This window comes from Curtobacterium sp. MCLR17_055 (genome assembly GCF_003234305.1).
In the GTDB taxonomy this organism is placed as follows: domain Bacteria; phylum Actinomycetota; class Actinomycetes; order Actinomycetales; family Microbacteriaceae; genus Curtobacterium; species Curtobacterium flaccumfaciens.
The window spans coordinates 1-26438 of record NZ_QKSX01000001.1; the positions used below are offsets into that span (position 1 = coordinate 1).

Here is a 26438-nt window from a genome sequence, read left to right on the forward strand (position 1 = left end):
ACAAGCGCGCATCGTGCGACACGCCCGCCCCCGCCGCCAGCCCGCCCCCGCCCCGCGCCCCGCGCCCCGCACACTCCCGCCCCCGAGAAGCAACGCCACGTCACACACTTGGGCACGTGCGGTATACCGTGCCTAGGGTGGGGGCGTGAGCACTCCGCGCGTGTACGTCATCCACGAGAACCCCGAGTGGTTCCCCCCGCTCGCCGCCGCCTTCGAGGCCGAGGGCGTCCCGGTCGAGGAGATCCTGCTGACCGAGGGGCAGATCGACCTCGCGGCCGAGCCGGCCCCCGGCGTCTACTGGAGCCGCATGTCCGCAAGCTCCCACACCCGCGGCCACGAGCACAGCAAGGAGTACACCCGGGCGATCCTCGGCTGGCTCGAGCGTGCCGGCCGCCAGGTCGTCGGCGGCAGCCACGTGCTCGAGCTCGAGGTGTCGAAGGTCGCCCAGCACGGGCTCCTGCAGCAGGCCGGGTTCGACGTGCCGCGCACGACCGCCGTGTTCGGCACGACGACGCTCAAGGACGCCGCCCGCACCTTCACCGACGGGCAGGACGTCCCCTTCATCACGAAGCACAACCAGGGCGGCAAGGGCCTGGGCGTCCGGCGGTTCGACTCGCTCGCCGAGTTCGACGCCTACGTCGACAGCCCCGAGTTCGAGGCCCCGGTCGACGGCATCACCCTGCTGCAGGAGTACCTGACGGCCCGCGAGCCCTTCATCACCCGCGTCGAGTTCGTCGGCGGCGAGTTCGTGTACGCCGTCCGCGTCGACACCAGCGCCGGCAGCTTCGAGCTCTGCCCCGCCGACGCGTGCGAGGTGCCGCAGGTCATCGCGGGTGCCGTCTGCGACGTGCCCGGCACCGAGACCGTCGGCGCGCCCCCGGCGTTCGCCGTCCGGACCGAGATCACCGCCGAGCACCCGCTGGTCCAGCAGCTCCGCACGATCCTCGCCGACCAGCGCATCACCATCGCGGGCGTCGAGTTCATGGAGACGACGGACGGCCGCACCGTCGTCTACGACATCAACACGAACACGAACTACAACCCCGCGGTCGAGGAGTCCGCGCCGGCCTCCGGCCCGCGCTCCATCGCGAAGTACCTCGGTGGCCTGCTGGCAGCGGAGTACGCGGCGCAGCTCACGGCCTGAGAACGCAAGAACCACCGGACTGGAGGCCCGTGGCGGGCCCGCCACGACTGCCTCCGCTGGCTCCGGCAGCGCGACCCGCACAACGCTTCGCGTCGTCAACCAGCGGCTCCCGCCCGTCCGCCTTTCCCACACCCCCAAGGAACCAACGTGCGATTCGGATACTGGACCCCGCTCTTCGGCGGCTGGCTGCGCAACGTCGACAACGAGAACATGCCGGTCACCTTCGACTACGTGAAGCGCCTGGCGCAGCGCGCCGAGCGGATCGGCTTCGACCTGACGCTCGTGCCGGAGCTCAACCTCAACGACATCAAGGGCACGGCGGCGCCCTCGCTCGAGGCGTGGTCGCTCGCGGCGGCCATCGCGGCGACGACCGAGCGCCTGGAGATCATGGCGGCGATGCGTCCCGGGTACCACCTGCCCGCGGTGACGGCGAAGCAGGCGGCGACGATCGACGACATCTCGTGCGGCCGGTTCACCTTCAACGTCGTGAGCGCCTGGTGGGCGGAGGAGGCGAAGCAGTACGGCGGGATCTTCTCGGAGCACGACGACCGGTACAAGCGCACCGCGGAGTTCGTCGAGGTCATGAAGGGCCTGTGGCGCGAGACCCCGTACTCGTTCTCGGGCGAGTACTACGACATCGAGAACGCGCACCTCGAGCCGAAGCCCCGCGTGACGCCGCGCATCTACGCCGGTGGGGAGAGCGAGGCCGGCAAGGCTGCGATCACCGGGTACGCCGACGCCTACGTCACGCACGGCGGCACGGTCGAGGAGCTCCGCGCGAAGATCGACGAGATGAAGCAGCGCCGCGTCGACGCCGGTCTGCCGCCGTTCGAGGCGTTCGGCATGGCCGCGTACGTCATCGTGCGCGAGACCGAGGAAGAGGCGCAGGCCGAGCTCGCCCGGATCACCGACGTGCAGCACGGCAAGGCGTACGAGTCGTACCAGGACTTCATCTCGAAGTCGCAGCTCGAGCACGTGCCCTCGCTCGAGGACTACTCGGTGTCGAACCGCGGCCTGCGCCCCGGGTTCGTGGGCACGCCGTCGCAGGTGGCCGACCGCATCCGGGAGTTCGAGGACGCCGGGGTCGACACGCTCCTGCTGCAGTTCTCGCCGCAGCTCGAGGAGATGGACCGGTTCGGCGAGCAGGTCATCCCGCTCGTCCGGCAGTCGGTCGGGGCGCAGTCCTGATGGGTGCCACGCCGACCAACGCCGAGGACGGCTGGGCGTTCGAGACCCGCCAGATCCGCGCCGGCTTCAAGGCCGACCCGGGGTGGGGCGCGAACGTGCCGCCGATCGCGCAGAGCGCCGCGTACGTCTACCCGTCGGGCGAGGACGCGGCCGCGCGCTTCATGCTCGACGCTCCCGGCCACACCTACACGCGGGTGAACAACCCGTCGGCGGCAGCCCTCGAGCGCCGGATCGCCGACCTCGAGGGCGGGATCGGTGCGCTGGCGCTGGCGTCCGGGCAGGCGGCGACGTCGCTGGCCGTGCTCGGTGTCGCACGCGCCGGTGACCACGTGGTGTCGAGCGCCTCGCTGTACGGCGCGACCTATACGCTGTTCGCGTCGACCCTGCGGGACCTCGGCATCACCTTCACGTTCGTGCAGGACCCGACCGACCTGTCCGAGTGGGCGGCGGCGGTGCGTCCGGAGACGAAGGCGTTCTTCGGCGAGTCCATCCCGAACCCCCGCGGGGACGTCCTGGACTTCGCCGGGGTGGCCGGGGTCGCACACGAGGCCGGTGTGCCGCTCATCGTCGACAACACCATCGCGACGCCGTACCTGGTGCGCCCGATCGAGCACGGCGCCGACATCGTCGTGCACTCGGCGACGAAGTACCTGGCCGGACACGGCAGCGCAATCGCCGGGCTCATCGTCGACAGCGGGAACTTCGACTGGGCCGCGCACGCCGACGCCTACCCGCAGCTGGCCTCGACCGAGCAGTCCGGGTTCGCGAACACGAACTTCGCCGAGAAGTTCGGGCGACGGGCGTTCATCCAGCGCACCCGCTCGAAGCTGTCCGCCGACCTCGGGCCCGCGATCGCACCGTTCAACGCGTTCCTGGTGCTGCAGGGCATCCAGACGCTGTCGCTCCGCATGGACCGGCACGTGTCGAACGCCGCCACCGTGGCGAGCTGGCTCGACGCACACGAGCAGGTCGAGCACGTGCACTACGCCGGCCTGCCGGACTCGCCGTGGCACCACCTGCAGCAGCGCTACGTGCCGAAGGGGCCGTCGGCCGTGCTGTCGTTCGACCTGGCCGGCGGTGTCGCCGCGGGTCGCCGGTTCGTGGCGGCGCTCGAGCTGTTCGACCACGTCTCGAACCTCGGTGACGTCCGCTCGCTCGTCGTACACCCGGCATCGACCACCCACGTGCAGATGACCTCGGCCGAGCGAGCGGCCGCCGGGGTGGGGGACGGCCTCATCCGCCTGTCGATCGGCCTCGAGCACATCGACGACATCACCGCGGACCTGGCGCGGGGGTTCACGGCAGCCGCAGCGGGATAGGTTGGGCGCATGACCACGTTGGCCGCACCGACCCGCGTGCGGACGCGCGCCCCCGGCAAGATCAACGTGTTCCTGTCCGTCGGGGCGCTGCAGGACGACGGCTACCACGACGTCGCCACGGCGTACCAGGCGGTGTCCCTGTACGAGGACGTCACCGCCGAGGCCGCCGACGACTTCTCGGTCGCCTTCACCGGGCCGATCGACACGAGCACTGTGCCGGTCGACGAGTCGAATCTCGCCATCCGTGCGGCCCGGCTCGTGGCCGACGCGGCCGGACACCGCGGCGGCGTGCGGCTGACCATCGACAAGCAGGTGCCCGTCGCCGGCGGCATGGGCGGTGGCTCCGCGGACGCCGCGGCGACCCTGCTCGCCGTCGACACGCTCTGGGGCACCGCGCTCGGTCGCGAGGAGCTGCTCCGGCTCGCAGCGCAGCTCGGCGCCGACGTGCCGTTCGCCTTCGCCGGCGGCACCGCCGTTGGTACCGGCCGCGGTGACGAGCTGAGCCCGGCGCTGGCCAAGGGCGAGTTCCACTGGGTCCTCGCCCTGAGCGACGACGGGCTGAGCACCCCCGCCGTCTACCGTGCGCTCGACGAGCACCGGGAGCGGTACCGCGCCGACATCTCGCCGGCGCCGTCGCACCCCGTGGTCGAGGCCAACGTGCTGCAGGCCCTGCGCGCGGGCGACCCCGACCTGCTCGCCGACTGCGTGCACAACGACCTGCAGGCACCGGCGATGCGGCTGCAGCCCCGGCTCGCGGCGACACTGGAGCTCGGTGAGAAGTCCGGTGCCCTGGCCGGCCTGGTGTCCGGCAGCGGCCCGACCGTGGCGTTCCTGGTGGGCGACCGTGATGCGGCGCTCGAACTGCAGGTCGAGCTCAGCGCCGCCGGCCTCGTCGCACTCCGGGCCACCGGTCCGGTGCACGGCGCGCGCGTGGTGCACTGACCCGAGGCCCCGGCACAGCCGTCGTCGGTTGGACCGCCACCGTCAGCGGTTGGACCGCCACCGTCAGCGGCTGTACTTCCAGAGGATGACCGTGCCGGTGTGCCAGTAGCGCACGACGTGGAACCCCTCGGCCACGAGCGTGTCGGTGACCTGCGGGCGGAGGTTCCGTGACTTGCCGCCGACGAACCACACGGTGTCGATGCCGGAGATCCGCTGGGGCACCGTCGTCGCGATGTCCCCGTTGACGTTCCAGAGCTGCCCGCGTTCGGCACCGGTCTCGGCGACGGCGAGGTCGCGCATCCCGGTGAAGGCCTCGGGGTAGGAGTCGGCGATGACCTGCGCGGTGGTGCCCGGGTGCTCCCAGACGCTGCCGAAGACGACGCCCTCGTTCTGGTCGGTGCGCCGGTCCCGCTCGCGCTCGATGATCGCCGCCGCGTTCGCCCAGTGCGAGTCCTGCTTCGCGTGAGGCAGCCGGACGATCGTGCTCGTCGGTGCCGACACGAGCAGCATCCCGACGACCGCGAGCGCCAGCCACCGCCGGGGTCGGATCGCCGTGATCGCCAGGCCGATGAGCAGCGCGACGAACGGCAGGCTCAGGCTGGCGTACTTCGGGGAGTACAGGTGCTCCCCGGCCGCGGTCGCGCCGACGAGCAGTGCGGTGGGCAGGATCGTCAGGGGGACGGCGACGCGCACGGCCTGCATCCGCAGCAGGTCACGGGCGGCGGGGGAGGGGCGTCGGGTTGCCCGGACGGCGAGCACGACGCCGACGATCATCAGCGCCCACCCGAGCACCGCGTACGGCCAGACGGCACCGAACCAGGCGGTCGCGACGACCTGGCGCACGGTGGCCCACCCGACGCCGGTGATCCATCCGACCTGCTTGGCCTGCCCTGCGGCGAGGACGATGAACGGCGACACCACGAGCGCGGCCCCGACGGCGGCGACGCCCCAGCGCACGAACGCGGCGCGGTCGACCATCGGCGCGACCACCGGACCGCTGCGCTGCGAGAGCACGGCGTCGCGACGTGCTGCACGGTCGGCGACGGCGGTCCAGAGGAGCACGACCCCGTGCGCGACGACGGCCAGGGCCAGGTAGACGTTGAACAGCACGGCCACCACGGCGAGCAGGCCGTAGACGACCCACCACCGGGTCGCGTGGTGCCCGGTCCGGGTGCGCCGGACCGCGGTGATCCCCACGAGGGTCAGCGCGACGGCGAAGGTCGTGACGGTGGCGTACGGGCGCCCCTCGGTGCCGGCCCAGGCGACGCGCGGCAGGACCAGGAACACGATCCCGGAGACGACGCCGAGCCGCACCCCGCCGAGACGACGGCCGAGCGCGACGACGAGGCCGGCGGAGACCCCGATGGCCAGCGCGCTCGGGAACCGGAGCGTGAACGGCGAGTACCCGACGAGCGTGAACCAGACGTGCATCACGGCGTAGTACAGGCCGTGGACGGCGTCGACGTTCTGCAGTTCGGCCCAGAGCGCCGGCCAGCTGCGCTGTGCGCTCGCGATGGTCGCGGCCTCGTCGTACCAGACCGACGGCACCCAGCTGAAGGCCGCTGCGACGACGACGCCGAGCGCGCCGACGGTGATCTCGGGGGTCCGTGCGAGGGCTCGGACAGCCGCCACGACGAGCCCCAGCGAGCGCGCGCGCACCGACGCGTCCGACGTCGTGCGTCGGACCGGGACGGTACCGGTGCGCGGGGAACTCACGCCCGCGACCGTACCGATCTGCTCTGGGGATCCGCCGCGTCCGGGCGCTGAACTCTCACATGCAGGAGTTCGGTGCGACGGGCCAGAATGACGGGATGGAACCCCTCGTCGCCCCCGCCACCGCGCTCTCCCCGGGGCGGACGCAGCTCGGATCGCGGACCGCCGCGCTCGCCGACGTCGGGGTCACCGGGCTGCGACGCCTGGCCACATCGCGCATCCTCGTCGTCGGGGCCGGCGGGCTCGGGGCGCCGGTGGTCGCGTACCTCGCCGGGATCGGTCGGCTCACGGTGGTCGACCCCGACGTGGTCGACGCCTCGAACCTGGCCAGGCAGACGCTCTTCACCGCCGCGGACGTCGGCTCGCCGAAGGCGCAGGTCGCGGTCGCCCGGGCCGTCGCCGCCGACCCGGAACTCGACGCGGTCGCCGTGGTCGGATCGTTCACGCCGGACCTGGTCGCCGGACACGACGTCGTGGTCGACGCCGCCGACTCGGTCGTGGTCACCCGGGCCGTCTCGGACGCCTGCGCCGCAGCGGGCGTGCCGTTCGTGTGGGGGACCGTGCTCGGCCACGACGGGCAGGTCAGCGTCTTCCGCGACGCCGGGCCGGACGGCGTCGACTTCCACGACCTGCACCCCGACGCCCTGCCCGACGAGGGCTCGTGTGCCCTCGACGGCGTGGTCCCCGCCCTGTGCGGTGCGGTCGGTGCGGTGATGGCGGGACAGGTCTTCGCGTTGGTCACCGGCAGCGGCGACCCGCTGCTCGGACGCGTGCTGACCGTCGACGCCCGCCGGTGGCGCTGGACGGAGAGCCCCGTCCGTCGCGGACCCGCCTCGCGTCGACCGGCACCTGCTGCTGGTGCCTCCGCGACGCCGCGCATCGCGCCGTCCGCCCTGGCCGCCAGGGTGGCGGACCCGTCGGACCCGCTGGTCGTCGTCGACGTCCGGACCGACGAGGAACGCGCGGCCGGCGTGGTCGCCGGTGCCGTCACCGACGACACCGGTGCGGACGAGGTCGTCGTCTACTGCGCACGCGGACCCCGTGCGGACGCGTGGGCGGCGCGGCAACCGGCCGGGAGGCGCGTGACGGTCCTCGACGGCGGCTTCGAGGCCTGGCGTCGCGAGGGGCTGCCCGTGGCGATCGAGCACCGGTCCTGACCCAGCCTGGTCACCTCCACCGCCCCTGCCGCCGCATCCGCGGATAGGATCGGTGGATCATGACGCAACTGCGGGTACGGGACGCTGCGGCCTTCCTCGGGATCAGTGACGACACTGTTCGTCGGCTCGTCGACGCCGGCACCTTCACCCGTGCCACGGACGACGCGGGGCGAGCCGTGGTCGACGGTCGCGAGGTAGCTGCCTACGCACGGGAACGCAGTTCCGAGCTGACCGACCCGGCGTCCGCGGTGAAGAGCTCGGCGCGCAACCGCTTCGTCGGGATCGTCACCGACCTGGTCGTCGACACCGTGATGGCGCAGGTCGAGCTGCAGTGCGGCCCGCACCGCGTGGTGTCCCTGATGAGTGCCGAGGCCGTCCATGACCTGGGGCTCGAGGTCGGATCCGTCGCGGTGGCGTCCGTGAAGGCCACGATGGTCGCGGTCGAGGCACCCGCCCACCAGGAGGACCCCCGATGATCCGTCGTTCCCGCTCGCTGCTCGTGCCCTTCGCCGTCGTGGCGACGCTCGGCCTGTCGGCGTGTTCCACCGCCGACGCTCCGGCGGGGTCGTCGCCGTCCTCGTCGTCGAGCGCGGACACCGAGGTGTCGGGGTCGATCACCGTGTTCGCGGCGGCGTCCCTCCAGAAGACGTTCACCACGCTCGGCAAGCAGTTCGAGACCGCGAACCCCGGTGCCTCGATCCGGTTCTCGTTCGCCGGCTCGAGCGACCTCGTCACCCAGATCCAGAACGGTGCCCCCGCCGACGTGTTCGCGTCCGCCGACCAAGCGAACATGGCGAAGCTGTCGTCGACCGACCTGGCGAGCGGTTCGCCGCGGGACTTCGCGACGAACGTCCTCGAGATCGCCGTCGCACCGGGCAACCCGAAGGGCATCACGGACCTCGACGACCTGACGGCTCCGGGCGTCCAGCTCGTCACGTGCGCCGCCCCGGTGCCGTGCGGTGCCGCGACGGCGAAGGTCGAGTCCGCATCGGGCGTCGATCTCGAGCCGGTCAGCGAGGAGCAGTCCGTCACCGACGTGCTCGGCAAGGTCGAGTCCGGGCAGGCCGACGCCGGACTCGTCTACGTGACGGACGTCCGAGGAGCCGGCGGGAAGGTCGACGGCGTCCCGTTCGACGAGTCGGGCAAGGCCGTCAACACGTACCCGATCGGCGTGCTCCGGGAATCCGAGGACCCGGAGCTCGCGCAGGCGTTCTCGGAGTACGTCCGCTCCGCCGCCGGGCAGCGCGTGCTCGCCGACGCGGGCTTCGGGAAGCCCTGACCCGTGGCTCCCCGCGCTGACGGACGGCCGCCGGTCGCATGGTGGCTCCCGCTGCCCGCGGTGCTCGGCGGGCTGTTCGTCGTCGTGCCGGTGCTCGCGATGCTCGGCCGGGTGGACTGGTCGTCGTTCGTCGGGCTCGTGACCTCCACGGCGTCACTGAACGCGCTCGGGCTCAGCCTCGGCACGGCGCTCGCCGCCACGGGCGTCGCGTTCGTCCTCGGGTACCCGCTCGCCGTGCTGTTCGCGCGGTCACGGTCGCGCTGGGTCGGCGTCGCACGTGCCGTCGTGCTCCTGCCGCTCGTGCTGCCGCCGGTGGTCGGCGGCCTCGCGCTGCTCGCGGCCTTCGGTCGGCTCGGGGTGGTCGGGGCGTTCCTCGACGACCACGGCCTGCACATCGCGTTCACCACCACGGCGGTGGTCATCGCGCAGACCTTCGTCGCGATGCCGTTCCTGGTGTCCTCGGTCGAGGGCGCGCTCCGTGTCGAGGGTGACCGCTACGAACGGGTCGCCGCGACCCTGGGCGCCGGACCCACCCGGACCTTCCTGACCGTCACGACGCCGCGGGTCCTGCCCGGCATCGTCTCGGGGCTCGTCCTCTGCTTCGCCCGGGCCCTCGGCGAGTTCGGGGCCACCCTGACCTTCGCCGGCAGCCTGCAGGGGGTCACCCGGACCCTGCCGCTCGAGGTCTACCTGCAGCGCGAGGTCGACCCGGACACTGCGGTGGCCCTGGCGGTCGTGCTCGTCGTGGTGGCCGTCGTCGTCATCGGCGCCTCGTCGTTCCGCACCCGCGGAGCCCTGGCGTGACGGCCGAGGGTGCGGTGGGCGTCCGGGCGCACGTCGTCGTCGGGTCGCGGGACGTCGACGTCGCGATCGAGGTCCGCGCGGGGGAGTGCCTGGCCGTCATCGGGCCGAACGGTGCGGGCAAGTCGACGGTGCTCGAGGCCCTGGCCGGGCTGCTGCCGATCGACGCCGGACGGATCGAACTCGACGGGGTGCAGGTCTCGAGCCCACGGCACGCCGTCCCCACGCACCGTCGTCGGGCCGGACTCGTCGCGCAGCGGTCCGACCTGTTCCCGTTCCTCGACGTCGTCGGGAACGTCGCCTTCGGGCCCCGTGCGGCCGGAGCCGGTCGCGCCGCGGCCCGGCAGCTCGCCCGCGACGCGCTCGACGCCGTCGGGGTCGCCGACCTGGCCACCCGCGACCCACGCACGCTCTCCGGTGGACAGGCGCAACGCGTCGCGATCGCCCGCGCGCTCGCCACCGACCCGGCGGTGCTGCTGCTCGACGAACCGACCTCGGCGCTCGACGTCGGCGCGCAGGACGAGGTCCGCGCGGCACTCCGGACCGCTGTCGCCGGCCGGCCCGCGGTGCTCGTCACGCACGACCCGGTCGAGGTCGTCGCACTGGCCGACCGCGTCGTCGTGCTCGAGGGCGGACGGGTGGTCGAGCAGGGCACCCCCGCTGCCGTCCTCGGCCGTCCGACGAGTGCGTTCGCCGCGACGTTCTCCGGACTCGCGCTGGTGCACGGGACCGCCACCGGGGGCGGGATCGCGATCGACGGCGGGGGCGAGCTGGCGTCGGGGGCGCACGCCGTGCCTCCCGGCCGGCCCGCCCTGGCCGCCTTCCACCCGACGGCCGCCGTGCTGACGCGGGACGGTGCCGGAGCCGCGCGCACCGTCTCGTCGCTCGAACCGCGCGACGGACTGGTGCGGGTGCGGGCCGGTGACCTGGTGGCGGACCTGACGCTCGCGCGGCTGACCGCGCTCGGGATCGCCCCCGGCGACGCGGTGCGCATCGACGTCCCCGCAGCCGAGGTGGCGGTCTACGCGCCCCGTGGTTGAGACAATGGTCGGATGACCTCCTGGTTCCCCAAGGTGTGGCCCGTGGCCACGCCGATCCTGGCGGCCGTCGTGCTCGCGTTCTCGTACGGCCGCTACGGGCTCGGCACCGCCGTGGTGGTCATCGTCGCCGTCGTGCTCGCGGTCACGGTGCTCGCCGCTGTCCACCACGCCGAGGTCGTGGCGCACCGCGTGGGGGAACCCTTCGGCTCGCTCGTGCTGGCCGTCGCCGTGACGATCATCGAGGTCGCGCTCATCATCTCGCTGTCGAGCTCGGGCGGTGCGCAGGCCGAGACCCTGGCGCGCGACACGGTGTTCTCGGCGGTGATGATCACGATGAACGGGCTGGTCGGCCTCGCGATCCTGATCGGCACCCTGCGGCACAACACCGTGCGCTTCAACCAGGAGGGCGCGAGCGCCGCGACCATGACGGTGGCCGCGCTCGCCGTGCTGACCCTGGTGCTGCCGACCTTCACCACCGGCACCGACGACGCGTCCTTCACCGGCACGCAGCTCGTGTTCGTCGCGATCGCGTCACTCGTGCTCTACGGGCTGTTCGTCGTCACGCAGACCGTGGCGCACCGCGACTTCTTCCTGCCGGTCAACCGTGCCGGCGGGGTGCTCGTCGAGTCCGAGGACGCCCACGCCGCACGCCCGTCCGGTCGCACCACGATGGTGTCGCTCGGGCTGCTCGTCGTCGCGCTCGTCGCCGTGGTCGGGCTGGCCAAGGTGGAGTCGCCCGCGATCGAGGCCGGGGTCGCCGCGGTCGGGTTCCCGCCGTCGTTCGTCGGTGTCGTGATCGCGCTGCTCATCCTGCTGCCGGAGGGCATCGCCGCGTCGAAGGCCGCCGCACGGAACCGGATCCAGACGAGCCTGAACCTGGCGATGGGGTCCGCGATGGCGTCGATCGGTCTGACGATCCCGTCGATCGCGGTCGCGTCGCTGTTCATGCCGGGGACGCTGCTGCTCGGGCTCGGGCCGTCGCAGATCGTGTTGCTCGCGCTGACGATCGTCGCGGCGGTGCTCACCGTGCTGCCCGGTCGTGCCACGCGGCTGCAGGGCGGGCACGGGGTCGAATCGGGCGTACCTGGTCGTTCCGGGCGTACCGGGTCGGATCGGGCGTACCTGGTCGGAAGTTCGCATCAGGTATGCCCGAAAACGCCAGGTATCGCGGGAGTTCTGGGAAGGAACGGGCGTACTACCGCTCAGCCGCCGAACTCAGCCCCCGAACTCAGCCCCCGGCGAAGGGCGGCATGACGTCGACGACCTCGACCTCGTCGAGCGAGGTCGCCCGGTCGCGCGTGGTCACGCCGTCGACCAGGTACGAGCAACGCTCCTGCAACGCACCCCAACGCGCAGGGTCCGCCACGACGTCGATCGCGCCGAGGGCCGCCTCGATGGTGGGGCCCGACGTGGTCAGCGAGTCGACACCCACGGCAGCCCGGGCAGCGGCGAAGAACCGGATTGTGGTCATGCCTCAGCCGCCGATCGCACTCATGCCGCGCGTCGGGTGCACGAGCTCGTCGCTGTCGTCACCGTGGTCGCGCGGCTTCGCCCACATCGCGAGCCGCCAGAGCTCGGCGACCTGGTCGTCGTCCGCCCCGGAGCGCATCGGCCCCAGCACGTCGGTCTCCTCGTCGGAGAACAGGCAGCTGCGCACGTGCCCGTCGGCGGTCAGCCGGGTGCGGGTGCAGTCGGCGCAGAACGACTCGGTGATGCTCGCGATGATCCCGACGGTGCCGAGCGGCTCCCCGGTGACGGCGTCGTGCACGCGGTACCGCTCGGCCGGGGCGCCGTCGCGCGGGGCGTCGTCCGGCGTGAGCACGAACGACGTCGCCAGCAGCGCGCGGGTCTCGGCGGCGGTGATCATCGAGGTGCGGTCCCAGGCGTGGTCGGGGTCGAGGGGCATCTGCTCGATGAACCGCAGCTCGTAGCCACGCTCCAGGCACCAGCGGAGGAGTTCCGGGGCGGCCTCGTCGTTGATGCCGCGCAGCAGCACCGCGTTCACCTTGATGTCGAGTCCGGCGTCGTGCGCGGCCGACAGCCCGGCGATCACCTTGTCGAGGAACGGCCGGCGGGTCACGGTGGTGAAGACGTCGGGGTCGACGGTGTCGAGCGACACGTTCACGCGCCGCAGCCCCGCGTCGTACAGGCCCTGAGCACGGTGGGCGAGGCCGATCGCGTTCGTGGTGAGCGACAGCTCCGGGGCGTCGGGCAGCGCGGCGCACCGGGCGATCACGTCGACCAGGTCGTGCCGGAGCATGGGCTCCCCGCCGGTGAACCGGACCTTGCGGACGCCGAACCGCGACGAGCCGATCCGGACCAGCCGCTCGATCTCGGTCGCCGTCATCAGGGCCTCGTCGGGGGCGAACGGCAGTCCGGCCGCGGGCATGCAGTAGGTGCAGCGGAGGTTGCAGCGCTCGGTCAGCGACACCCGCAGGTCGACGGCGCGACGCCCGAAGCGGTCGACGAGCCCGGCGGGAGCCGGGTCCACGGAGCCGGTCGTGCCGAGCAGGATCGCGGGTGCCATGGTCGTCAGCGTACGTGTTCCACGCGCCGGAACGTCAGCCGCTCCCACCACCGTCGCCACTCCGACCGCTCCGTGCGCAGGAGCGTGACGACCACGATGACCGCCACGGCCGCGAGCAACCACCACCGGTAGGCGTCCGCCGACGGCCACACCCCGCGCAACGCGATGGCGAGGCCGATCGACAACCACTCCCACCGCCCGGACAGCACCACGAACGGGATGAGCAGCAGCGCGTACCAGGGGTAGCGCGGCGTCACGGCGAGGAACGTCACGCCGATCATCAGGACCTCGCCCGACCACGGCCGCGCCGGGTCGGACAACCGCCACGCCACGAACGCCGCCAGCAGCACCAGGAGCCCCACCACCAGGGTCGCCGCGTCGCCCTTGACCACGAGCGACACCAGCGCGAACCGGGAGCCGTCCTCGTAGCCCTCCTCGCTCAGGTAGCCGGGCAGGTACCCGAGCACGTCGAGCCCGGTCGTCAGCACGTAGGGCACGTAGAGCAACCCGAACACCGCGATGCCGATCGGGATCGCCCACCACGCCCGCCCGCGGCCGAGCAACGGTGGGTACACGATCGCCGGGATGAGCTTCGTCGCGGTCGCGGCCCCGAGCGCGATCCCGCCCCAGATCGGCCGGCCGAACGCGACGAGCACGACACCGGCCGTGGCGAGTGCGGCGCCGACGACGTCGACGTGCGAGTTGGTGACCGCCTCGGACGCGACGAGCGGCGACCAGGCCCAGAGCGCCGCCCACCAGGTCGGCCGGCCGATCCGGCGGAGCACCAGGACGAGCCCGACGGTCACGCCGAGCGAGACGAGCAGCCCGGCGACCTGGAACGGCAGGTACTGCGCGGTCGCCGGCACGAAGAACCGCACCGCTGCGAACCACAGCTGCGCCATCGGCGGGTAGATCGTCGTGACGTCCGGCCGGTTGATCGCGGTGCAGTGCCCGTCCGCGCCGTCGCCGAGCCCGCGGAACCGGGGCTTCAATGGATCGCACGTGCCGTCCACCTTGTCGGGGAACAACCAGTCGGGTCGGAGACCGGACAGTGCCGCGGACTGGGGGGTGTGCGCGTACGGTGAGACACCGGCATGCTGGACGATGCCGTCCCACGCGTACCGGGCGGAGTCGGTGCTCGTGTTCGGCGGGCCGACCAGCGCGGCGATGCCGATCACCACCGCTCCGCCGATGACCATGGTGGTCATCCACCGGACGGGCACGAAACGCACCGCGAGCACGGCGATCACGAAGACGGTCCAAGCGATCAGCGTCCACGCAACGAATGCAGAACGATGGCCCGATCGGAGGAACCCCAGATGCGTGACGCCGACGGCGATGACGCCCGACAGGGCGAGTACTCCCACGACGGCCAGCACCGTGCCGATCCGGGCGGCGGTGCCGTCGGCCAGGGACGGTCGGAGGGCAAGCAGTCGGTCGCTCATGGTCCGTCGAGGCTATCCGGCCTCCAGCGCCTGCTGCACGACGGACGAGCAGCTCTGGCGTCCCCCAACCGCAACGCCCGCTCGGCCGTGGTGCTCGGGCGCCTGCTCGGCATCGCGTTCCTGATCTGCTTCGGCACCGGGATCTACAGCCACCTGCTGCAGGAACCGCTCGGCTGGATGCGGTTCCCGACCCGTCCGACGCAGCTGTACCAGTTCACGCAGGGCCTGCACATCACGACCGGGATCGCGATCATCCCGCTGCTGCTCGCCAAGCTCAACACCGTCATGCCCGCCCTGGTGCAGGTGCCGCCGGTGCGCGGCGTGCTGCACCTGCTCGAGCGGCTGTCGATCGCGGTGCTCGTGTCCGCGTCGATCATCCAGGTCGTCACCGGCCTGCTCAACACGTACCAGTGGTACCCGTGGCCGTTCCCGTTCCGCCAGGTGCACAACGCCCTGGCCTACGTGATCATCGGGTCGCTGGCCATCCACATCGCCGCCAAGCTGCCGGTCATCGCCCGCTACTGGCGGAAGCGCGACTCCTACGACGCGCACGGCCGGTTCATCGCGGACCCCGCGTCCGGCAGTGAACTGCTCCCACCCGGTCTGGAGGCTCATCCCGCGTCCGTCACGCACGCTGCGGGCGCCGAGACCGCCGGGTCCACCACCCCGGGCCTGCTGGGACGCGTGTTCCGCTGGATCGACGGCGTCGACGCCGCCCCCGGCGGCGCCGAGCCCCGTCCCACCGGACCGGACGCCGCCCCGGAGACCCGCGCGGTGTCCGAGGAGCCGAGTCCCGCTCAGCCGACGGCCGACGCGGGGGAGCCGAGCCGGGCCTCCTGGCCGACGCCGGACGCCGCCACCGGACGACGCCAGCGCATCGCCCGACGCGGGTTCTTCGCCGGCGTGACGGCGGCGACCGTCGGTGTCGTCGCGCTCACGGCGGGGCAGTCCTCGAAGCTCGCGGAACCGTTCAACGTGTTCGGCGCCCGCGGTCGCGGCATCGGCGCGAACGGGCTGCCGGTCAACCGGACCGCGCGGGCAGCCGGCGTCCTCGCCACCGCGACCGCCGCCGACTGGACGCTCACCGTCGTCGGCCACGACGTGAGCCGGACGTTCGTCCGGGCGGAACTCGTCGCGCTCGGCACCGCGCAGGTCGACCTGCCGATCTCGTGCGTCGAGGGGTGGAGTCAGATGGCGACCTGGAAGGGCGTGCGGATGCGCGACCTGCTCGACGCCGTGCAGGCACCGCAGGGGTCGCACGTGCGCGTGACGAGCCTGGAGCGGCACGGCGGCTACCGGATCATGGACATGGGACCGGAGTACGCCGAGGACCCGACGACGCTCGTCGCCCTCGAGCTGAACGGTGCGACGCTCGACCTGGACCACGGGTTCCCGGCGCGGATCATCGCTCCCGGGCGGCCCGGTGTGCTGCAGACCAAGTGGATCGAGAAGATCGAGGTGCTCCGGTGAAGGCCGCGCGGATCGTGCTCGTGGTGATCGGTGTGCTGGTCATCGCGTTCGGGGCGTACGTGCTCGTGACGTCCGTCAAGCCGAACCGCATCGGCGGGCTCGGGGTCTGGCTGCTCGCGGCGGTGGTGCTGCACGACGCGGTCCTGTCGCCGTTCGTGGTCGGTGCCGGGCTGCTGCTGCGTCGGGCCGGACGCTCGCTGCGGGCCTGGGTGCTCGTCGTCGTGCAGGCGGCGATCGTGCTCGGCAGCGTGCTCGCCCTGGTGGTCCTGCCGGAGATCGCGGCGAAGGACCACGGGCAGAAGAACCCGACCGTGCTGCCGTTCGACTACGGCACGCGGCTGCTGCTCGTCGAGGGGGCGCTGCTCGTCGTCGTGGTGGTCGTGCTCGTCATCGGGGTGGTGCGGTCGCGTCGCGCTGGCGGTTCGTCGGGTTCGGCGGACTCGTCCGGTTCGTCCGGTCCGTCCGCGGTGCGCACCACTGGTTAAAGAGACAACCTTTCGGTATGATCAGGTCATGACCGACGAGACCCCGTGGCTCACCCGCGAGCAGCTGCGCGCGTGGATGAAGCTCGTCGCGGTCATGGAACTCCTGCCGGCGGCGCTCGACCAGCAGCTGCAGCGCGACGCCGACCTGACGCACTTCGACTACATGGTCATCGCGATGCTCTCCGAGACCGACACCCGGACCCTGCGGATGTCGGCGCTCGCCTCGGCCACGAACGCCTCGTTGCCGCGGCTGTCGCACGTGGTGTCCCGGCTCGAGAAGCGCGGGCTCGTGACGCGGTGCCCGTCGACCTCCGACCGCCGTGCCACCGACGTCCGGCTGACCGACGCCGGGTACGCCACGATCGTCGAGGCTGCCCCGGACCACGTCCGCACCGCCCGCCGAGTGGTGATCGACGCGCTCTCCGACGAGCAGGTCGCGCAGCTCGACGGCATCGCGGCGTCGCTCCTGACGCGGCTCGACCCCGAGGGGCGGTTCGCGGCGCTGACCTACCCGCGCGAGGACGACGACACCGCGATCTGCGAGCAGCGGCTGACGGGTGCGGCGACGGACTGAGGCCGCCTGGCCTCCGCGTCCCTGCAATAGGCTCGCCGCATGACCGACCCCGCCGCGCCGCCCGACACGTACTCCTACCTCGGACCCGCCGGCACCTTCACCGAGGCGGCCCTGAAGCTCGTCGAGGCCGCCGCCGGCAAGCCCTGGCGGAGTGTCAACAACGTCGGTGAGGCCCTGGACGACGTCATGTCCGGCCGCTCGATCGGGGCCGTCATCGCGATCGAGAACAGCGTCGACGGCGGTGTCAGCGCCACGCAGGACGCCCTGGCCCGGATCCCCGGCGTGCGGATCGTGGGGGAGTACCTGGTCCCCGTCGACTTCGTGCTCGTCGCCCGCCCCGGCACAGCCCTGGCCGACGTCCACACCGTGAACGCGCACCCGGTCGCCTACGCGCAGACGCACAATTGGCTCGAGGCGAACCTGCCCGGCCACGGCCACATCCCGGCGTCGTCGAACGTCGCAGCGGCCCTCGCCCTGCTCGAGGCGAACCCCACCGCCGACGCTGCCGTCGCGCCGCCCGGCATCACCGACCACCACGACGTCGTCGTGCTCGCGTCGTCCATCGGGGACAACGCCTCGGCGGTCACCCGGTTCGTGCTCGTGTCGAAGACCCTCGCGCTGCCCGAACCGACCGGCGCCGACAAGACCAGCGTCATCGTCGAGCTGCCCGCCGACCACCCCGGTGCCCTGGTCGACATGCTCGAACAGTTCGCGACCCGGGGCATCAACATGGGGCTGCTGTCGTCACGCCCGATCGGTGACGAGCTCGGCCGCTACCGGTTCGTCATCGACCTCGACGGGCACGTGCGCGACGAGCGGGTCGCGGACGCGCTGCTCGGCCTGCGCCGGTTCAGCCCGCGCGTGACGTTCCTCGGGTCGTACCCGCGTGCCGACGGTGCCCGCCCCGAGGTGCCCGCGCGCTACTCGGACGCCGCGTTCGTCGAGGCGCGGGACTGGCTGCGCGCGATCGTGTCGGGCGAGCCCGGGGCACGGTAGCGGCGCACCGCGGGCCGAGCGACAGGGTCAGGCTCAGGGCACCTGGCGCGAGCCGTGGCGGTCGTCCGCCGGGTCCGGCACGCGCACGGAGAGCCCCATCGGGTCGATGCGCGAACGGAAGGCGATGACCTCGCCCACCGGGTCGCCGTCGATCTCGAACTCGTCGGGCCGCTCAAGCCGTGCCGTGAACTCCTGCCCGCGCAGGTAGCGCAGGGGTCGTTCCTCGCGCGACTTCGAGACGATCTTCTTGCCGACCGCGGTCTTGCCCAGGTTCGACCGGCGGAACGCCCGCAGGATCCCGTTCTCCCAGAACACCCGGGCACCGATCCGCACCCAGCCGAAGAACCCGCGGGGACGCATCACGGCGATGTCGAACACCCCGTCGTCGATCTCGGCGTCCGGGAGCAGGATCGCGCCGGCCTGCAGCATGCCGCAGTTGCCGACGATGAGCGAGTGTGCCCGGAGCGAGTGGTTGCCGTCGTCGTCGAGCTGGTAGCGGAACTCGAACGCGTTGGCGTCGCGCACCGAGCGGAACAGCGAGTCGACGTAGGCGAGCCAGCCGACCTTCTTCTTCAGCTCGGGGCGGGTGTTCACGAGCATCCGGGCGTCGAGCCCGAGGCCCGCCATCACCAGGAAGCCGAAGCGTTCGCGCTCACCGCCGGGGCGCTCGACCTTGAGCATGCCGAAGTCGATCTTGCGGTCGTCGCCGTGGAAGATCGTCCGGACGCTCGCGGCCAGGTCGTCGAGGGGGAGCTTCATGTTGCGCGCGAGCAGGTTGCCGGTGCCGCTCGGCAGCAGCGCGAGGGTCGATCCGGACTCGTGCACGACCTCGGCGACCGCACGGACCGTGCCGTCACCGCCGGCCGCCGCGACGACGTCGGCACCGGCCTCGATAGCTTCGCGGGCCATGCCGCCGCCCGGGTCTTCTTCCGAGGTCTCGAACCACAGGGTCTCGGCCCAGCCCGCCTGCTGCTGGTGTTCCGCGACCGTGCGCTTGAGGGTCGGCAGGTGGACCTTGACCGGGTTGTAGACCACCGCGGCCGTCCGCTGCTCGGTGGGGAGGGCGTCCTGGTCCGCGGGCGCGGTCTCCGAAGGGGTCGACATACGTCCACGCTACCGATCGAGGCTGCGTGCGGTTGCCCCGTCTAGGATGGGGCGGTGATCGATCCACAGCTGCTTCGCGACAACCCGGACGTCATCAAGGCTTCACAGCAGGCGCGTGGTGCCTCCGTGGCCGTCGTCGACGAAGCCGTCGCCGCCGATTCCGCCCGCCGCAGTGCGATCACCTCGTTCGAGTCGCTCCGCGCCGAGCAGAACGCCTTCGGCAAGACCGTCGCCAAGGCCCCGAAGGACGAGAAGGCCGCGCTCGTGCAGCAGGCCCAGGCCCTCGCCGCAAAGGTGAAGGAGGCGCAGGCCACCGTCACCGCGGCCGAGGACACCTTCAACACCGTCGTCCGCGGCATCCCCAACGTCGTGCTCCCCGGTGTGCCCGAGGGCGGCGAGGACGACTTCGTCACGCTCCGCACCGTCGGCACCAAGCCCGAGTTCGACTTCGAGCCGAAGGACCACGCCGACCTCGGCGAGCACCTCGGCATCATCGACATCCCCCGCGGCGTGAAGGTCTCCGGCTCGCGCTTCTACTTCCTGCGCGGCATGGGCGCCCGGCTCGAGATCGCGCTGATGTCGCTCGGCCTCGACCGTGCGATCGCCGCCGGCTTCGAGCCGCTCATCACCCCGACGCTCGTCCGCCCCGAGACGATGGCCGGCACCGGGTTCCTCGGCGAGCACGCGGCCGAGGTCTACCGGCTCGAAGCCGACGACCTGTACCTGACCGGCACGAGCGAGGTCGCCCTGGCCGGCTTCCACGCCGACGAGATCCTCGACATCGAGAAGACCGCGCACCGCTACGCCGGCTGGTCGACCTGCTACCGGCGTGAGGCCGGGTCGGCGGGCAAGGACAACCGCGGCATCCTCCGCGTGCACCAGTTCAACAAGCTCGAGATGTTCACCTACGTCCACCCGGACCAGGCCGAGGCCGAGCACGAGAAGCTCGTCGGGTACCAGGAGCAGATGCTGCAGGACCTCGGGCTGCACTACCGCGTGATCGACGTCGCCGGCGGTGACCTCGGCACGAGCGCCGCGAAGAAGTACGACATCGAGGCCTGGGTCCCGACGCAGGGCACGTTCCGCGAGCTCACCTCGACGTCGAACTGCACGACGTACCAGGCCCGCCGCCTCGACATCCGCTACCGCACCGAGAGCGGCAAGACCGCCCCGGTCGCCACACTGAACGGCACCCTCGCCACCACCCGCTGGATCGTCGCGATCCTCGAGACGCACCAGCAGGCCGACGGTTCCGTCGTCGTGCCGGAGGTCCTGCGCCCCTACCTCGGTGGCGTCGAGGTGATCGAGCCCCGATGAGCACCCAGGGACGGTTCGTGGACGGCACCGAGCAGGGCGCGGGCACCGACGCGCCCGCCCGCACCAAGCGCTGGCTGGTCGCGCTCGACATCGACGGCACCACCATGCGCGAGGACGGTGTCATCACCGAGGCCGTCGTGGCGGCAGTCCGTGACGCCGAGGCCGCCGGGCACGAGGTCATGCTCTCGACCGGCCGCAGCGAGGGCATGACCGTGCCCCTGCTCGAGACCCTCGGCATCCGGCCGAAGTACCTGGTGTGCGCGAACGGTGCGCTCATCCTGGCCCGCCGCGCCGACGGCTCCTACGTGCGCGAACACGTCGAGCGGTTCGACCCGTCCGAGGTGCTGCAGACCATCCACGGCGCGCTCGAGAACGCCGCGTTCGGCGTCGAGGACGAGACCGGTCACTTCCTGCTGTCCGGCAACTTCCCCGACGACACGATGACCGTCGAGGGCGAGCACGTGCCGTTCGAGCAGCTGCTCGGCGTCGAGGCCACCCGCGTCGTCGTCATCTCGCCCGGCCACGACACCGAGGACTTCCTGCAGATCGTCGAGCAGATGGGCCTGCACAAGGTCTCGTACTCCGTCGGCTGGACGTCGTGGCTCGACATCGCTCCGGAGGGCGTGACGAAGGCCACGGCGATGGAGCGCGTCCGCGAGTGGCTCGACATCCCGCGTTCCCGCGTCTTCGCCGCGGGCGACGGCCGCAACGACATCGACATGCTCCGCTGGGCCTCGACCTCCGGTCGCGGCGTCGTCATGGGCCAGGCCCCCGACGACGTCGTCGACGCCGGCAACGAGCTCACCGGCGGCATCACCGACGACGGCCTGGCAGCGGCGCTCGACTCCCTGCCCCGTTAGTCCGCGCTCGCGCGCACCCCTGCCTGGAGGCCCGGGTAGACTTCCCGGGACGCGATCACGTCTCGCCACGTGGTCGCGTCACTGGAGGGTTGTCCGAGCGGCCGATGGAGCCTGTCTTGAAAACAGGTGGGCAGAGATGTCTCGTGGGTTCGAATCCCACACCCTCCGCGATGGACACACGGTTGCGCCCACTCCGCCTCGACGACGCGGCCGTCCTGGCCGCGGTCATCACCGAGAACGCTGACCACCTGCGACCGTGGGAACCGGCCCGAGCGCCGTCGTACTACACGGAGTCCGGCCAGCGGGACGTCATCACGCAGGCCCTCGCCACGCAGCGCGCCGGCAACGCGGTGCCGTTCGTCATCGAGTCGACCGACGGGGAACTCCTCGGCCGCATCACGCTGAGCGGCGTCGTCCGCGGCGCCCTGCAGTCGTGCGCGATGGGGTACTGGGTCCGCGCCGACCGCACGCGACAGGGCCACGCGTCCCGCGCTGTCCGTGCGGCGGCCGATCACGCGTTCGACGTGCTCCGCCTGCACCGCGTGCAGGCTGAGACCCTGCCCGAGAACGTCGGCTCGCAGCGCGCGCTCGAGTCGGCGGGCTTCACCCGGTACGGCTTCGCGCCGGAGTACATCAAGATCAACGGCGTCTGGCGCGACCACGTCATGTTCCAGCTCCTCGCGCCGACGCCGGCCCCGTGATCGAGGTCGTCGAGTACCGGTCGTCCTGGCCCGAGCGGTTCCGGCAGCTCCACGACGCGTACGCCGCCGCGCTCGACGGCGCCGACGTGCCGTTCCGGAGCATCGAGCACGTGGGCAGCACGTCCGTGCCGGGCCTGGCGGCGAAGCCCGTGCTCGACGTCGACGTCGTGGTGGACGCTGCCGACGTCCCGGCTGCAGTGGCGGCGATGGCGACGATCGGCTTCGAGCCGCGTGGTGAACTCGGCGTCCCGGGGCGGCAGGCGTTCCGGGCTCCGGAGCGGTTCGCCCCGACCAACACCTACGTCGTCGCGGCCGGGTCGCTCGCGCTGCGGAACCACCTGGCCGTCCGCGACGTCCTGCGTGCGGATCCGGCGCTGCGTGACGAGTACGCCGCCGTGAAGCGCCGGGCAGCCACCGAGGCCGAGGACATCGACGACTACATCGAGCGGAAGAGCGACGTGCTGAGCCGGATCCTCCACGCCGGTGGTCTGTCCGACGACGAGCGGTCCGCCATCACCGCCACGAACCGTCGGATCACCGAGCGTGGCGCGGGCGGCTGACGCGATCGGGGCGGGTGACGGTTCTGGTTCACGAACACGGGTGTTCGTGAACCAGAACCGTCACCGTCCCGACGAGAACCGGCCTCAGGCGCTGGCGAGCATCGGGTAGAGCGCGGTGAGCGGGGCGCTCAGACCGGCACGGACGTCGCGGCTGACCTGGTCGGCGAGGACCTCGTGCTCGCCGGCCTCGACCGCGTCCCAGATCGACCGGACGATGTCGGCGGGGTCGGACTTCTCGACGTCGAGGTCGGCGATCATGCCGGTGTCGGTGTAGCCGAGGTGGGCGCCGACGACCTGGGTGCCCTGGGGTGCGAGCTCGAGACGCAGGGAGTTCGTGATCGACCAGAACGCGGCCTTCGACGCCGAGTACGCGCCGGCGAGGGCGACCCAGCTCAGGGCGGAGTGCACGTCGATCAGCGCACCGTTGGCGATCGAGGGGGCGAAGGCCTTGGCGACGCGGAGTGCACCGAAGACGTTGGTGGCGAAGATGCGCTCGACCTCTTCGACGGAGACGTCGACGAGCGGGTCGGAGCCGGCGATCCCGGCGTTGTTCACGACGACGGTCACGTCGGCGGCGGTGCGGGCCGCGGCGTCGACGCTCTCCTGGCTCGTGACGTCGAGGGCGAGCGGGACGATGCGCTCGTCGTCCCAGGTACGGGGGTTCCGGGCGGTCGCGTAGACCTTGGTGGCGCCACGCTCCAGGGCCTGGCGGACGAACTCGGCGCCGAGGCCGCCGTTCGCTCCGGTGACGAGGACGACGGCGTTGGTGAGGTCGGTCATGAGTGCTCCAAAGAAGGGAAGGTGAGTACGGAAATCGAACCTAGCACGTTGTGTCCGGAAATCGAACCCAGCTAGGATGAACGCATGCTCGGCATCCTCGGCGGCGACGAGCGCTGCCCCATCGCACGCTCCCTCGACGTCCTCGGCGAGAAGTGGACGCTCATGATCGTCCGCGACGCCGTCGGTGGCTCGACCCGCTTCAGCCAGTTCCAGCAGAGCCTCGGCATCCCGCGCGAGGTCCTGACCGCACGCCTGGCCTCACTCGTCGACGGGGGAGTGCTCGAGCGCACGACCTACAAGCCCGAGGGGGCACGTGCCCGCGAGGAGTACGTCCTGACCGATGCCGGCCGCGACCTGTCGCTCGTGCTGCTCGCCCTCGGCGGCTGGGCCGACCGGCACCGCCCGTCCGAGCGAGCGTCGGACCTGCGCTTCGTCGACGCCGAGACCGGCGAGGCGGTCGAAGCTGCCGCCGTGACCGTGGATGCGCAGCAGCGCATCCCGACCGCACGCCTCCGCGCCGTCATGGAGCCGGTGTCCTGAACGCGACCGGCTGACGGACAGGAGGCCCGTGGCGGCCCCGCCCCGCGCCTCCAGGCTGTCGGTGGGTGCGTCAGCGACGCACGTCGCACCCGCAACTCGCGCCGAGGACCAACTCGGCGGGGACCAGGTCGCGGTGCCACTGGTTGTCGGCGTCGAGGCCGAGCACGCGGTCGACCGCGGCGACCGCCATCGTCTCGATCGGCTGCCGGACCGTGGTGAGCTGCGGGTTCGTGTAGTCCGCCTCGGCCGCGCCGTCGAACGACACGATCGCGACGTCCTCGGGGACGCGCAGACCGAGTTCCCACAGTGCGCGCATCAGGCCGATCGCCTGCATGTCCGAACTGACGAAGACGGCTCGGGGGCCGGTCTCGTCGGCGAACATGCGGAGGCCGGCTTCGTAGCCTCCGCGCCGGGTGAAGTCGGTGCGGACGATGGGGCCGTCGGGCAGGCCGGCCTGGCGGAGGGCCCGCATCCAGCCCTGCTCGCGGAGCTCCATCGAGCCGGTGTGCCCCATCACGAGGCCGATCGAGCGGTAGCCGTGCTCGACCAGGTGCTGCGTGCCGTCGAGAGCGCCACGCAGGGCGTCGACACCGATGCTGGCGTACTCGGGGACCTCGAAGAACGTGTTGAGCAGGACCATCGGCAGGCCGGGGTCGGTGACGGTCGACAGGTCGGGGTGGGTCATGATGCTCGTCACGATGATGCCGTCGACCTGGCGCGCGGAGAGGCTGCGGAGCCGCTCGCGCTCCTGGGCGGCGTCACCGTCGCTGTTGGCGAGCAGGACGTCGTAGCCGCGTGCGGCGGCGGCGTGGGTGACGGCGACGGCGAGCTCGGACCAGAACGGGTTGTCGAGCTCGGGCACGATCAGGCCGAGCATCTTCGACGAGCCGGTGCGCAGGGCCTGGGCGCTCGCGTTCGGGCGGTAGCCGAGGACGCGGATGGCCTCGCGCACGCGGGCGGCGGTGGCGGCCGCGACGGGGCGCGGTCCGTCGTGCACGACGTAGCTGACGACGGAGGTGCTGACCCCGGCGTAGCGGGCGACGTCCGCACGGGTGACCGCCCTGGGGTTCGTCGGGACGGTCACGGGTGCCACCTTCGTCGGGTCCGGGAGCGTCGTTCGGGTGCCGGCCCACGACGGACCGGCACCCGAACGACACGTGTTACTCGGACGCGATCGTAGCCGACGACGTGCTGCCTGCTGACGTCGGTGCGCTCGCCGTCGCAGCGCTCGTCGTCTCGGGGGCGTCACCGAAGTCCGGCACGTCGAGGCGGGCGCCGCCCTGCAGCGCGGACTGGTGGGCGATGATGCCCGGCAGGGTGAAGCGCGCGGCGGTCCAGGCGTTCACCGGCGGCAGGGTCCGGTCGACGACGGCACGGACGAAGTCGTCGGCGAGGAACTGGTGGCTGCCCTCGTGCCCGGTCGGCACGCCGTCGTACTCGGCGGGCAGGCGGTCGGTGTCGTGCACCTCGGCGTAGCCGGAGACGAACGCGTCGCGCAGGGACGGGTCGACGTCGGCCAGGCGCGGGTCGTCGAGGGACATCGTCGCCTGCGTGTCGATCTTGTCGCTGATGTCGTACGAGTCCTCCTTGTCCTGCCAGACGCTGGTCTTCGCGAGCTGCTCGAAGCTGGCCTCGGTGCCGAAGTAGCGGAAGCGCGACTCACGGATGTGCGACGGGTAGCCGACGCGACGCATCTCGTTGATGCGCATGACCCCGCCGTTGTCGAGCTCGAACACGGCGGTGGCGTTCGAGAAGTCGTTGTCGAACTGGCTGACGTCCTTGTCGAAGACGCCGTCGCCGCGGTCGTCCTTGACACCGATGCAGCTGACGCTGACCGCGTGCCCGGGGATCGCGCCGAGGACCCCACCGACCGAGTGCGTCGGGTAGAGCATGGGCGGGTAGCTGGCGGTGCGCTTCCACTCGTCGCCGCCGCTGTACTGGTACGCGGCGTAGAAGCCGAGGTCCATGTCGTGCACGTAGTCGCCCTCGGCGTAGAACACCCGGCCGAAGGCGCCGGCGGCGACCTGCTTGCGGGCGAACACCGTCGCGGGGTTGTAGTAGCTCGTCTCGCCCATCATGTAGGTCAGGCCGGTCTCGCGGACCGCCTGGATGATGTCGCGGATCTCGTCGACGGAGATCGCCATCGGCACGGCGGAGTACACGTGCTTGCCGGCGCGCAGGGCCTTGACCACGAGCGGCCCGTGGGTCCAGCGCTGCGTGAAGATCGCGACGGCGTCGACGTCCGAGGCGAGGACCGCGTCGAAGTCCGGGAACGTGCCGTCGAGGTGCTGCGTCTCGACGAGTTCCGACGCGCGCTCGTCGACGAGGTCCGTGACGTAGACCCGGTCCACGTCGGGGTGGAGCTTGAACAGCTTGGCGAACTGGGGGGCGAACTGGCCCGCGCCGACCATTCCGACAGAGATCATCAGTGACCTTTCCAGGGGTGTGGGATGCGTCGCCGAGCGGGTCGCTCCGATGCGATCGAGCGCCATCCTG

At 71.9% G+C, this 26438-nt stretch carries 27 protein-coding genes and 1 tRNA gene; 20 read left to right on the plus strand and 8 right to left on the minus strand.

Annotation, left to right across the window (positions count from 1 at the left end):
• Nucleotides 1–145 precede the first annotated feature (145 nt).
• The 4 genes from DEJ09_RS00005 to DEJ09_RS00020 all read left to right on the plus strand — a co-directional run bounded on the left by DEJ09_RS00005 (nt 146) and on the right by DEJ09_RS00020 (nt 4593).
• A complete protein-coding gene (locus tag DEJ09_RS00005; RefSeq protein ID WP_111087241.1) occupies nt 146–1144 on the plus strand; it encodes a RimK family alpha-L-glutamate ligase in 999 nt (332 codons plus the stop codon).
• Nucleotides 1145–1291: 147 nt separating this feature from the next.
• Entirely contained in the window at nt 1292–2332 is a 1041-nt protein-coding gene (locus tag DEJ09_RS00010; protein ID WP_071406522.1) for an LLM class flavin-dependent oxidoreductase, read from the plus strand.
• Nucleotides 2332–3651 carry an O-acetylhomoserine aminocarboxypropyltransferase/cysteine synthase family protein gene (locus DEJ09_RS00015; protein WP_110864074.1) on the plus strand — a complete coding sequence of 440 codons (1320 nt, stop codon included), beginning with the start codon at nt 2332–2334 and terminating at the stop codon, nt 3649–3651. The genes DEJ09_RS00010 and DEJ09_RS00015 overlap by 1 nt, the downstream gene beginning before the upstream one ends.
• A gap of 9 nt (nt 3652–3660) precedes the next feature.
• On the plus strand, nt 3661–4593 hold the full coding sequence (locus DEJ09_RS00020; protein WP_111087242.1) for a 4-(cytidine 5'-diphospho)-2-C-methyl-D-erythritol kinase: 933 nt from the start codon (nt 3661–3663) through the stop codon (nt 4591–4593).
• A 63-nt stretch (nt 4594–4656) separates the two neighbouring features.
• On the opposite strand, the gene DEJ09_RS00025 is transcribed toward DEJ09_RS00020, so the two are convergent.
• Complete coding sequence (locus tag DEJ09_RS00025; protein WP_111087243.1) at nt 4657–6309, minus strand: glycosyltransferase family 39 protein; 1653 nt, start codon at nt 6307–6309, stop codon at nt 4657–4659.
• Nucleotides 6310–6404: 95 nt separating this feature from the next.
• Here DEJ09_RS00025 and DEJ09_RS00030 point away from each other — a divergent pair, with 95 nt between their 5' ends.
• The 6 genes from DEJ09_RS00030 to DEJ09_RS00055 are packed head-to-tail and all read left to right on the plus strand — an operon-like array spanning nt 6405 to nt 11837.
• Nucleotides 6405–7463, plus strand: a complete 1059-nt coding sequence (locus DEJ09_RS00030; RefSeq protein ID WP_181433206.1) for a ThiF family adenylyltransferase — start codon at nt 6405–6407, stop codon at nt 7461–7463.
• Between the two features lie 59 nt (nt 7464–7522).
• On the plus strand, nt 7523–7939 hold the full coding sequence (locus DEJ09_RS00035; protein WP_111087245.1) for a molybdopterin-binding protein: 417 nt from the start codon (nt 7523–7525) through the stop codon (nt 7937–7939).
• Complete coding sequence (gene modA, locus DEJ09_RS00040; RefSeq protein WP_111087246.1) at nt 7936–8742, plus strand: molybdate ABC transporter substrate-binding protein; 807 nt, start codon at nt 7936–7938, stop codon at nt 8740–8742. The genes DEJ09_RS00035 and modA overlap by 4 nt, the downstream gene beginning before the upstream one ends.
• 3 nt (nt 8743–8745) lie before the next feature.
• Nucleotides 8746–9546, plus strand: a complete 801-nt coding sequence (locus tag DEJ09_RS00045) for an ABC transporter permease (RefSeq protein WP_111087247.1) — start codon at nt 8746–8748, stop codon at nt 9544–9546.
• Nucleotides 9543–10583 (plus strand): ABC transporter ATP-binding protein, encoded by a 1041-nt coding sequence (locus DEJ09_RS00050; protein ID WP_258373736.1) that lies wholly within the window; start codon nt 9543–9545, stop codon nt 10581–10583. Before DEJ09_RS00045 ends, DEJ09_RS00050 begins: the two co-directional genes overlap by 4 nt.
• Nucleotides 10584–10595: 12 nt before the next feature.
• The gene (locus DEJ09_RS00055) at nt 10596–11837 is read left to right on the plus strand and encodes a calcium:proton antiporter (protein ID WP_258373737.1); all 1242 of its coding nucleotides are present in this window, start codon (nt 10596–10598) and stop codon (nt 11835–11837) included.
• Here DEJ09_RS00055 and DEJ09_RS00060 read toward each other — a convergent pair.
• From DEJ09_RS00060 to DEJ09_RS00070, 3 genes are read right to left on the minus strand one after another with little or no spacing between them, the layout of a single operon-like run.
• Entirely contained in the window at nt 11812–12054 is a 243-nt protein-coding gene (locus DEJ09_RS00060; protein WP_111087248.1) for a MoaD/ThiS family protein, read from the minus strand. The two genes, DEJ09_RS00055 and DEJ09_RS00060, sit on opposite strands and share 26 nt — an antisense overlap.
• A 3-nt stretch (nt 12055–12057) precedes the next feature.
• Nucleotides 12058–13110, minus strand: coding sequence for a GTP 3',8-cyclase MoaA (moaA, locus tag DEJ09_RS00065; RefSeq protein WP_111032935.1), 1053 nt, complete (start codon nt 13108–13110; stop codon nt 12058–12060).
• A 5-nt stretch (nt 13111–13115) separates the two neighbouring features.
• Nucleotides 13116–14360: a glycosyltransferase family 87 protein gene (locus tag DEJ09_RS00070; protein WP_181433207.1), complete on the minus strand. Its 1245-nt coding sequence runs from the start codon at nt 14358–14360 to the stop codon at nt 13116–13118.
• Nucleotides 14361–14429: 69 nt separating this feature from the next.
• On the opposite strand from DEJ09_RS00070, the gene DEJ09_RS00075 reads away from it, so the two are divergent.
• Genes DEJ09_RS00075 through pheA form a run of 4 tightly spaced genes read left to right on the plus strand, consistent with a single transcriptional unit; the run spans nt 14430 to nt 18080 of the window.
• Nucleotides 14430–16025: a molybdopterin-dependent oxidoreductase gene (locus DEJ09_RS00075; protein WP_181433208.1), complete on the plus strand. Its 1596-nt coding sequence runs from the start codon at nt 14430–14432 to the stop codon at nt 16023–16025.
• Nucleotides 16022–16510 (plus strand): hypothetical protein, encoded by a 489-nt coding sequence (locus DEJ09_RS00080; protein ID WP_111087251.1) that lies wholly within the window; start codon nt 16022–16024, stop codon nt 16508–16510. The genes DEJ09_RS00075 and DEJ09_RS00080 overlap by 4 nt, the downstream gene beginning before the upstream one ends.
• A 28-nt stretch (nt 16511–16538) precedes the next feature.
• Entirely contained in the window at nt 16539–17084 is a 546-nt protein-coding gene (locus tag DEJ09_RS00085) for a MarR family winged helix-turn-helix transcriptional regulator (protein WP_027466075.1), read from the plus strand.
• 39 nt (nt 17085–17123) lie between these two features.
• Entirely contained in the window at nt 17124–18080 is a 957-nt protein-coding gene (pheA, locus tag DEJ09_RS00090; protein WP_111087252.1) for a prephenate dehydratase, read from the plus strand.
• A gap of 33 nt (nt 18081–18113) precedes the next feature.
• Here the strand turns inward: pheA and DEJ09_RS00095 are convergent, their stop codons facing one another.
• Nucleotides 18114–19184 (minus strand): diacylglycerol kinase family protein, encoded by a 1071-nt coding sequence (locus tag DEJ09_RS00095; protein WP_111087253.1) that lies wholly within the window; start codon nt 19182–19184, stop codon nt 18114–18116.
• Nucleotides 19185–19238: 54 nt separating this feature from the next.
• On the opposite strand from DEJ09_RS00095, the gene serS reads away from it, so the two are divergent.
• The 5 genes from serS (at nt 19239) to DEJ09_RS00120 (ending at nt 22622) form a co-directional block, all read left to right on the plus strand.
• Nucleotides 19239–20501 carry a serine--tRNA ligase gene (gene serS / locus DEJ09_RS00100; RefSeq protein ID WP_111087254.1) on the plus strand — a complete coding sequence of 421 codons (1263 nt, stop codon included), beginning with the start codon at nt 19239–19241 and terminating at the stop codon, nt 20499–20501.
• Nucleotides 20498–21361 carry an HAD family hydrolase gene (locus DEJ09_RS00105; protein WP_084741461.1) on the plus strand — a complete coding sequence of 288 codons (864 nt, stop codon included), beginning with the start codon at nt 20498–20500 and terminating at the stop codon, nt 21359–21361. Before serS ends, DEJ09_RS00105 begins: the two co-directional genes overlap by 4 nt.
• An 83-nt stretch (nt 21362–21444) precedes the next feature.
• Nucleotides 21445–21529: transfer RNA gene (locus DEJ09_RS00110), tRNA-Ser, on the plus strand.
• Between the two features lie 2 nt (nt 21530–21531).
• Nucleotides 21532–22062, plus strand: a complete 531-nt coding sequence (locus DEJ09_RS00115) for a GNAT family N-acetyltransferase (protein WP_111087255.1) — start codon at nt 21532–21534, stop codon at nt 22060–22062.
• Nucleotides 22059–22622 carry a GrpB family protein gene (locus DEJ09_RS00120; RefSeq protein WP_111087256.1) on the plus strand — a complete coding sequence of 188 codons (564 nt, stop codon included), beginning with the start codon at nt 22059–22061 and terminating at the stop codon, nt 22620–22622. Before DEJ09_RS00115 ends, DEJ09_RS00120 begins: the two co-directional genes overlap by 4 nt.
• Nucleotides 22623–22706: 84 nt before the next feature.
• On the opposite strand, the gene DEJ09_RS00125 is transcribed toward DEJ09_RS00120, so the two are convergent.
• On the minus strand, nt 22707–23402 hold the full coding sequence (locus DEJ09_RS00125) for an SDR family oxidoreductase (RefSeq protein ID WP_111029862.1): 696 nt from the start codon (nt 23400–23402) through the stop codon (nt 22707–22709).
• An 84-nt stretch (nt 23403–23486) separates the two neighbouring features.
• On the opposite strand from DEJ09_RS00125, the gene DEJ09_RS00130 reads away from it, so the two are divergent.
• Complete coding sequence (locus DEJ09_RS00130; protein WP_111029863.1) at nt 23487–23942, plus strand: helix-turn-helix domain-containing protein; 456 nt, start codon at nt 23487–23489, stop codon at nt 23940–23942.
• A gap of 70 nt (nt 23943–24012) precedes the next feature.
• Here DEJ09_RS00130 and DEJ09_RS00135 read toward each other — a convergent pair whose 3' ends face one another.
• Both DEJ09_RS00135 and DEJ09_RS00140 read right to left on the minus strand, forming a co-directional pair.
• Nucleotides 24013–25026 (minus strand): LacI family DNA-binding transcriptional regulator, encoded by a 1014-nt coding sequence (locus tag DEJ09_RS00135; protein WP_258370519.1) that lies wholly within the window; start codon nt 25024–25026, stop codon nt 24013–24015.
• Nucleotides 25027–25102: 76 nt separating this feature from the next.
• Nucleotides 25103–26368 (minus strand): Gfo/Idh/MocA family protein, encoded by a 1266-nt coding sequence (locus tag DEJ09_RS00140; RefSeq protein WP_375537946.1) that lies wholly within the window; start codon nt 26366–26368, stop codon nt 25103–25105.
• Between the last annotated feature and the right edge of the window lie 70 nt (nt 26369–26438).

What these genes read in the sequence shown, in the direction of transcription:
- DEJ09_RS00015 (WP_110864074.1), top strand. Translation starts at nt 2,332, where the DNA reads ATGGGTGCCACGCCGACCAACGCCGAGGACGGCTGGGCGTTCGAGACC.
- DEJ09_RS00020 (WP_111087242.1), top strand. Translation starts at nt 3,661, where the DNA reads ATGACCACGTTGGCCGCACCGACCCGCGTGCGGACGCGCGCCCCCGGC.
- DEJ09_RS00030 (WP_181433206.1), top strand. Translation starts at nt 6,405, where the DNA reads ATGGAACCCCTCGTCGCCCCCGCCACCGCGCTCTCCCCGGGGCGGACG.
- DEJ09_RS00035 (WP_111087245.1), top strand. Translation starts at nt 7,523, where the DNA reads ATGACGCAACTGCGGGTACGGGACGCTGCGGCCTTCCTCGGGATCAGT.
- modA (WP_111087246.1), top strand. Translation starts at nt 7,936, where the DNA reads ATGATCCGTCGTTCCCGCTCGCTGCTCGTGCCCTTCGCCGTCGTGGCG.
- DEJ09_RS00055 (WP_258373737.1), top strand. Translation starts at nt 10,596, where the DNA reads ATGACCTCCTGGTTCCCCAAGGTGTGGCCCGTGGCCACGCCGATCCTG.
- DEJ09_RS00060 (WP_111087248.1), bottom strand. Translation starts at nt 12,054, where the DNA reads ATGACCACAATCCGGTTCTTCGCCGCTGCCCGGGCTGCCGTGGGTGTC.
- moaA (WP_111032935.1), bottom strand. Translation starts at nt 13,110, where the DNA reads ATGGCACCCGCGATCCTGCTCGGCACGACCGGCTCCGTGGACCCGGCT.
- DEJ09_RS00075 (WP_181433208.1), top strand. Translation starts at nt 14,430, where the DNA reads ATGCGTGACGCCGACGGCGATGACGCCCGACAGGGCGAGTACTCCCAC.
- DEJ09_RS00085 (WP_027466075.1), top strand. Translation starts at nt 16,539, where the DNA reads ATGACCGACGAGACCCCGTGGCTCACCCGCGAGCAGCTGCGCGCGTGG.
- pheA (WP_111087252.1), top strand. Translation starts at nt 17,124, where the DNA reads ATGACCGACCCCGCCGCGCCGCCCGACACGTACTCCTACCTCGGACCC.
- DEJ09_RS00095 (WP_111087253.1), bottom strand. Translation starts at nt 19,184, where the DNA reads ATGTCGACCCCTTCGGAGACCGCGCCCGCGGACCAGGACGCCCTCCCC.
- DEJ09_RS00105 (WP_084741461.1), top strand. Translation starts at nt 20,498, where the DNA reads ATGAGCACCCAGGGACGGTTCGTGGACGGCACCGAGCAGGGCGCGGGC.
- DEJ09_RS00115 (WP_111087255.1), top strand. Translation starts at nt 21,532, where the DNA reads ATGGACACACGGTTGCGCCCACTCCGCCTCGACGACGCGGCCGTCCTG.
- DEJ09_RS00125 (WP_111029862.1), bottom strand. Translation starts at nt 23,402, where the DNA reads ATGACCGACCTCACCAACGCCGTCGTCCTCGTCACCGGAGCGAACGGC.
- DEJ09_RS00130 (WP_111029863.1), top strand. Translation starts at nt 23,487, where the DNA reads ATGCTCGGCATCCTCGGCGGCGACGAGCGCTGCCCCATCGCACGCTCC.
- DEJ09_RS00140 (WP_375537946.1), bottom strand. Translation starts at nt 26,368, where the DNA reads ATGATCTCTGTCGGAATGGTCGGCGCGGGCCAGTTCGCCCCCCAGTTC.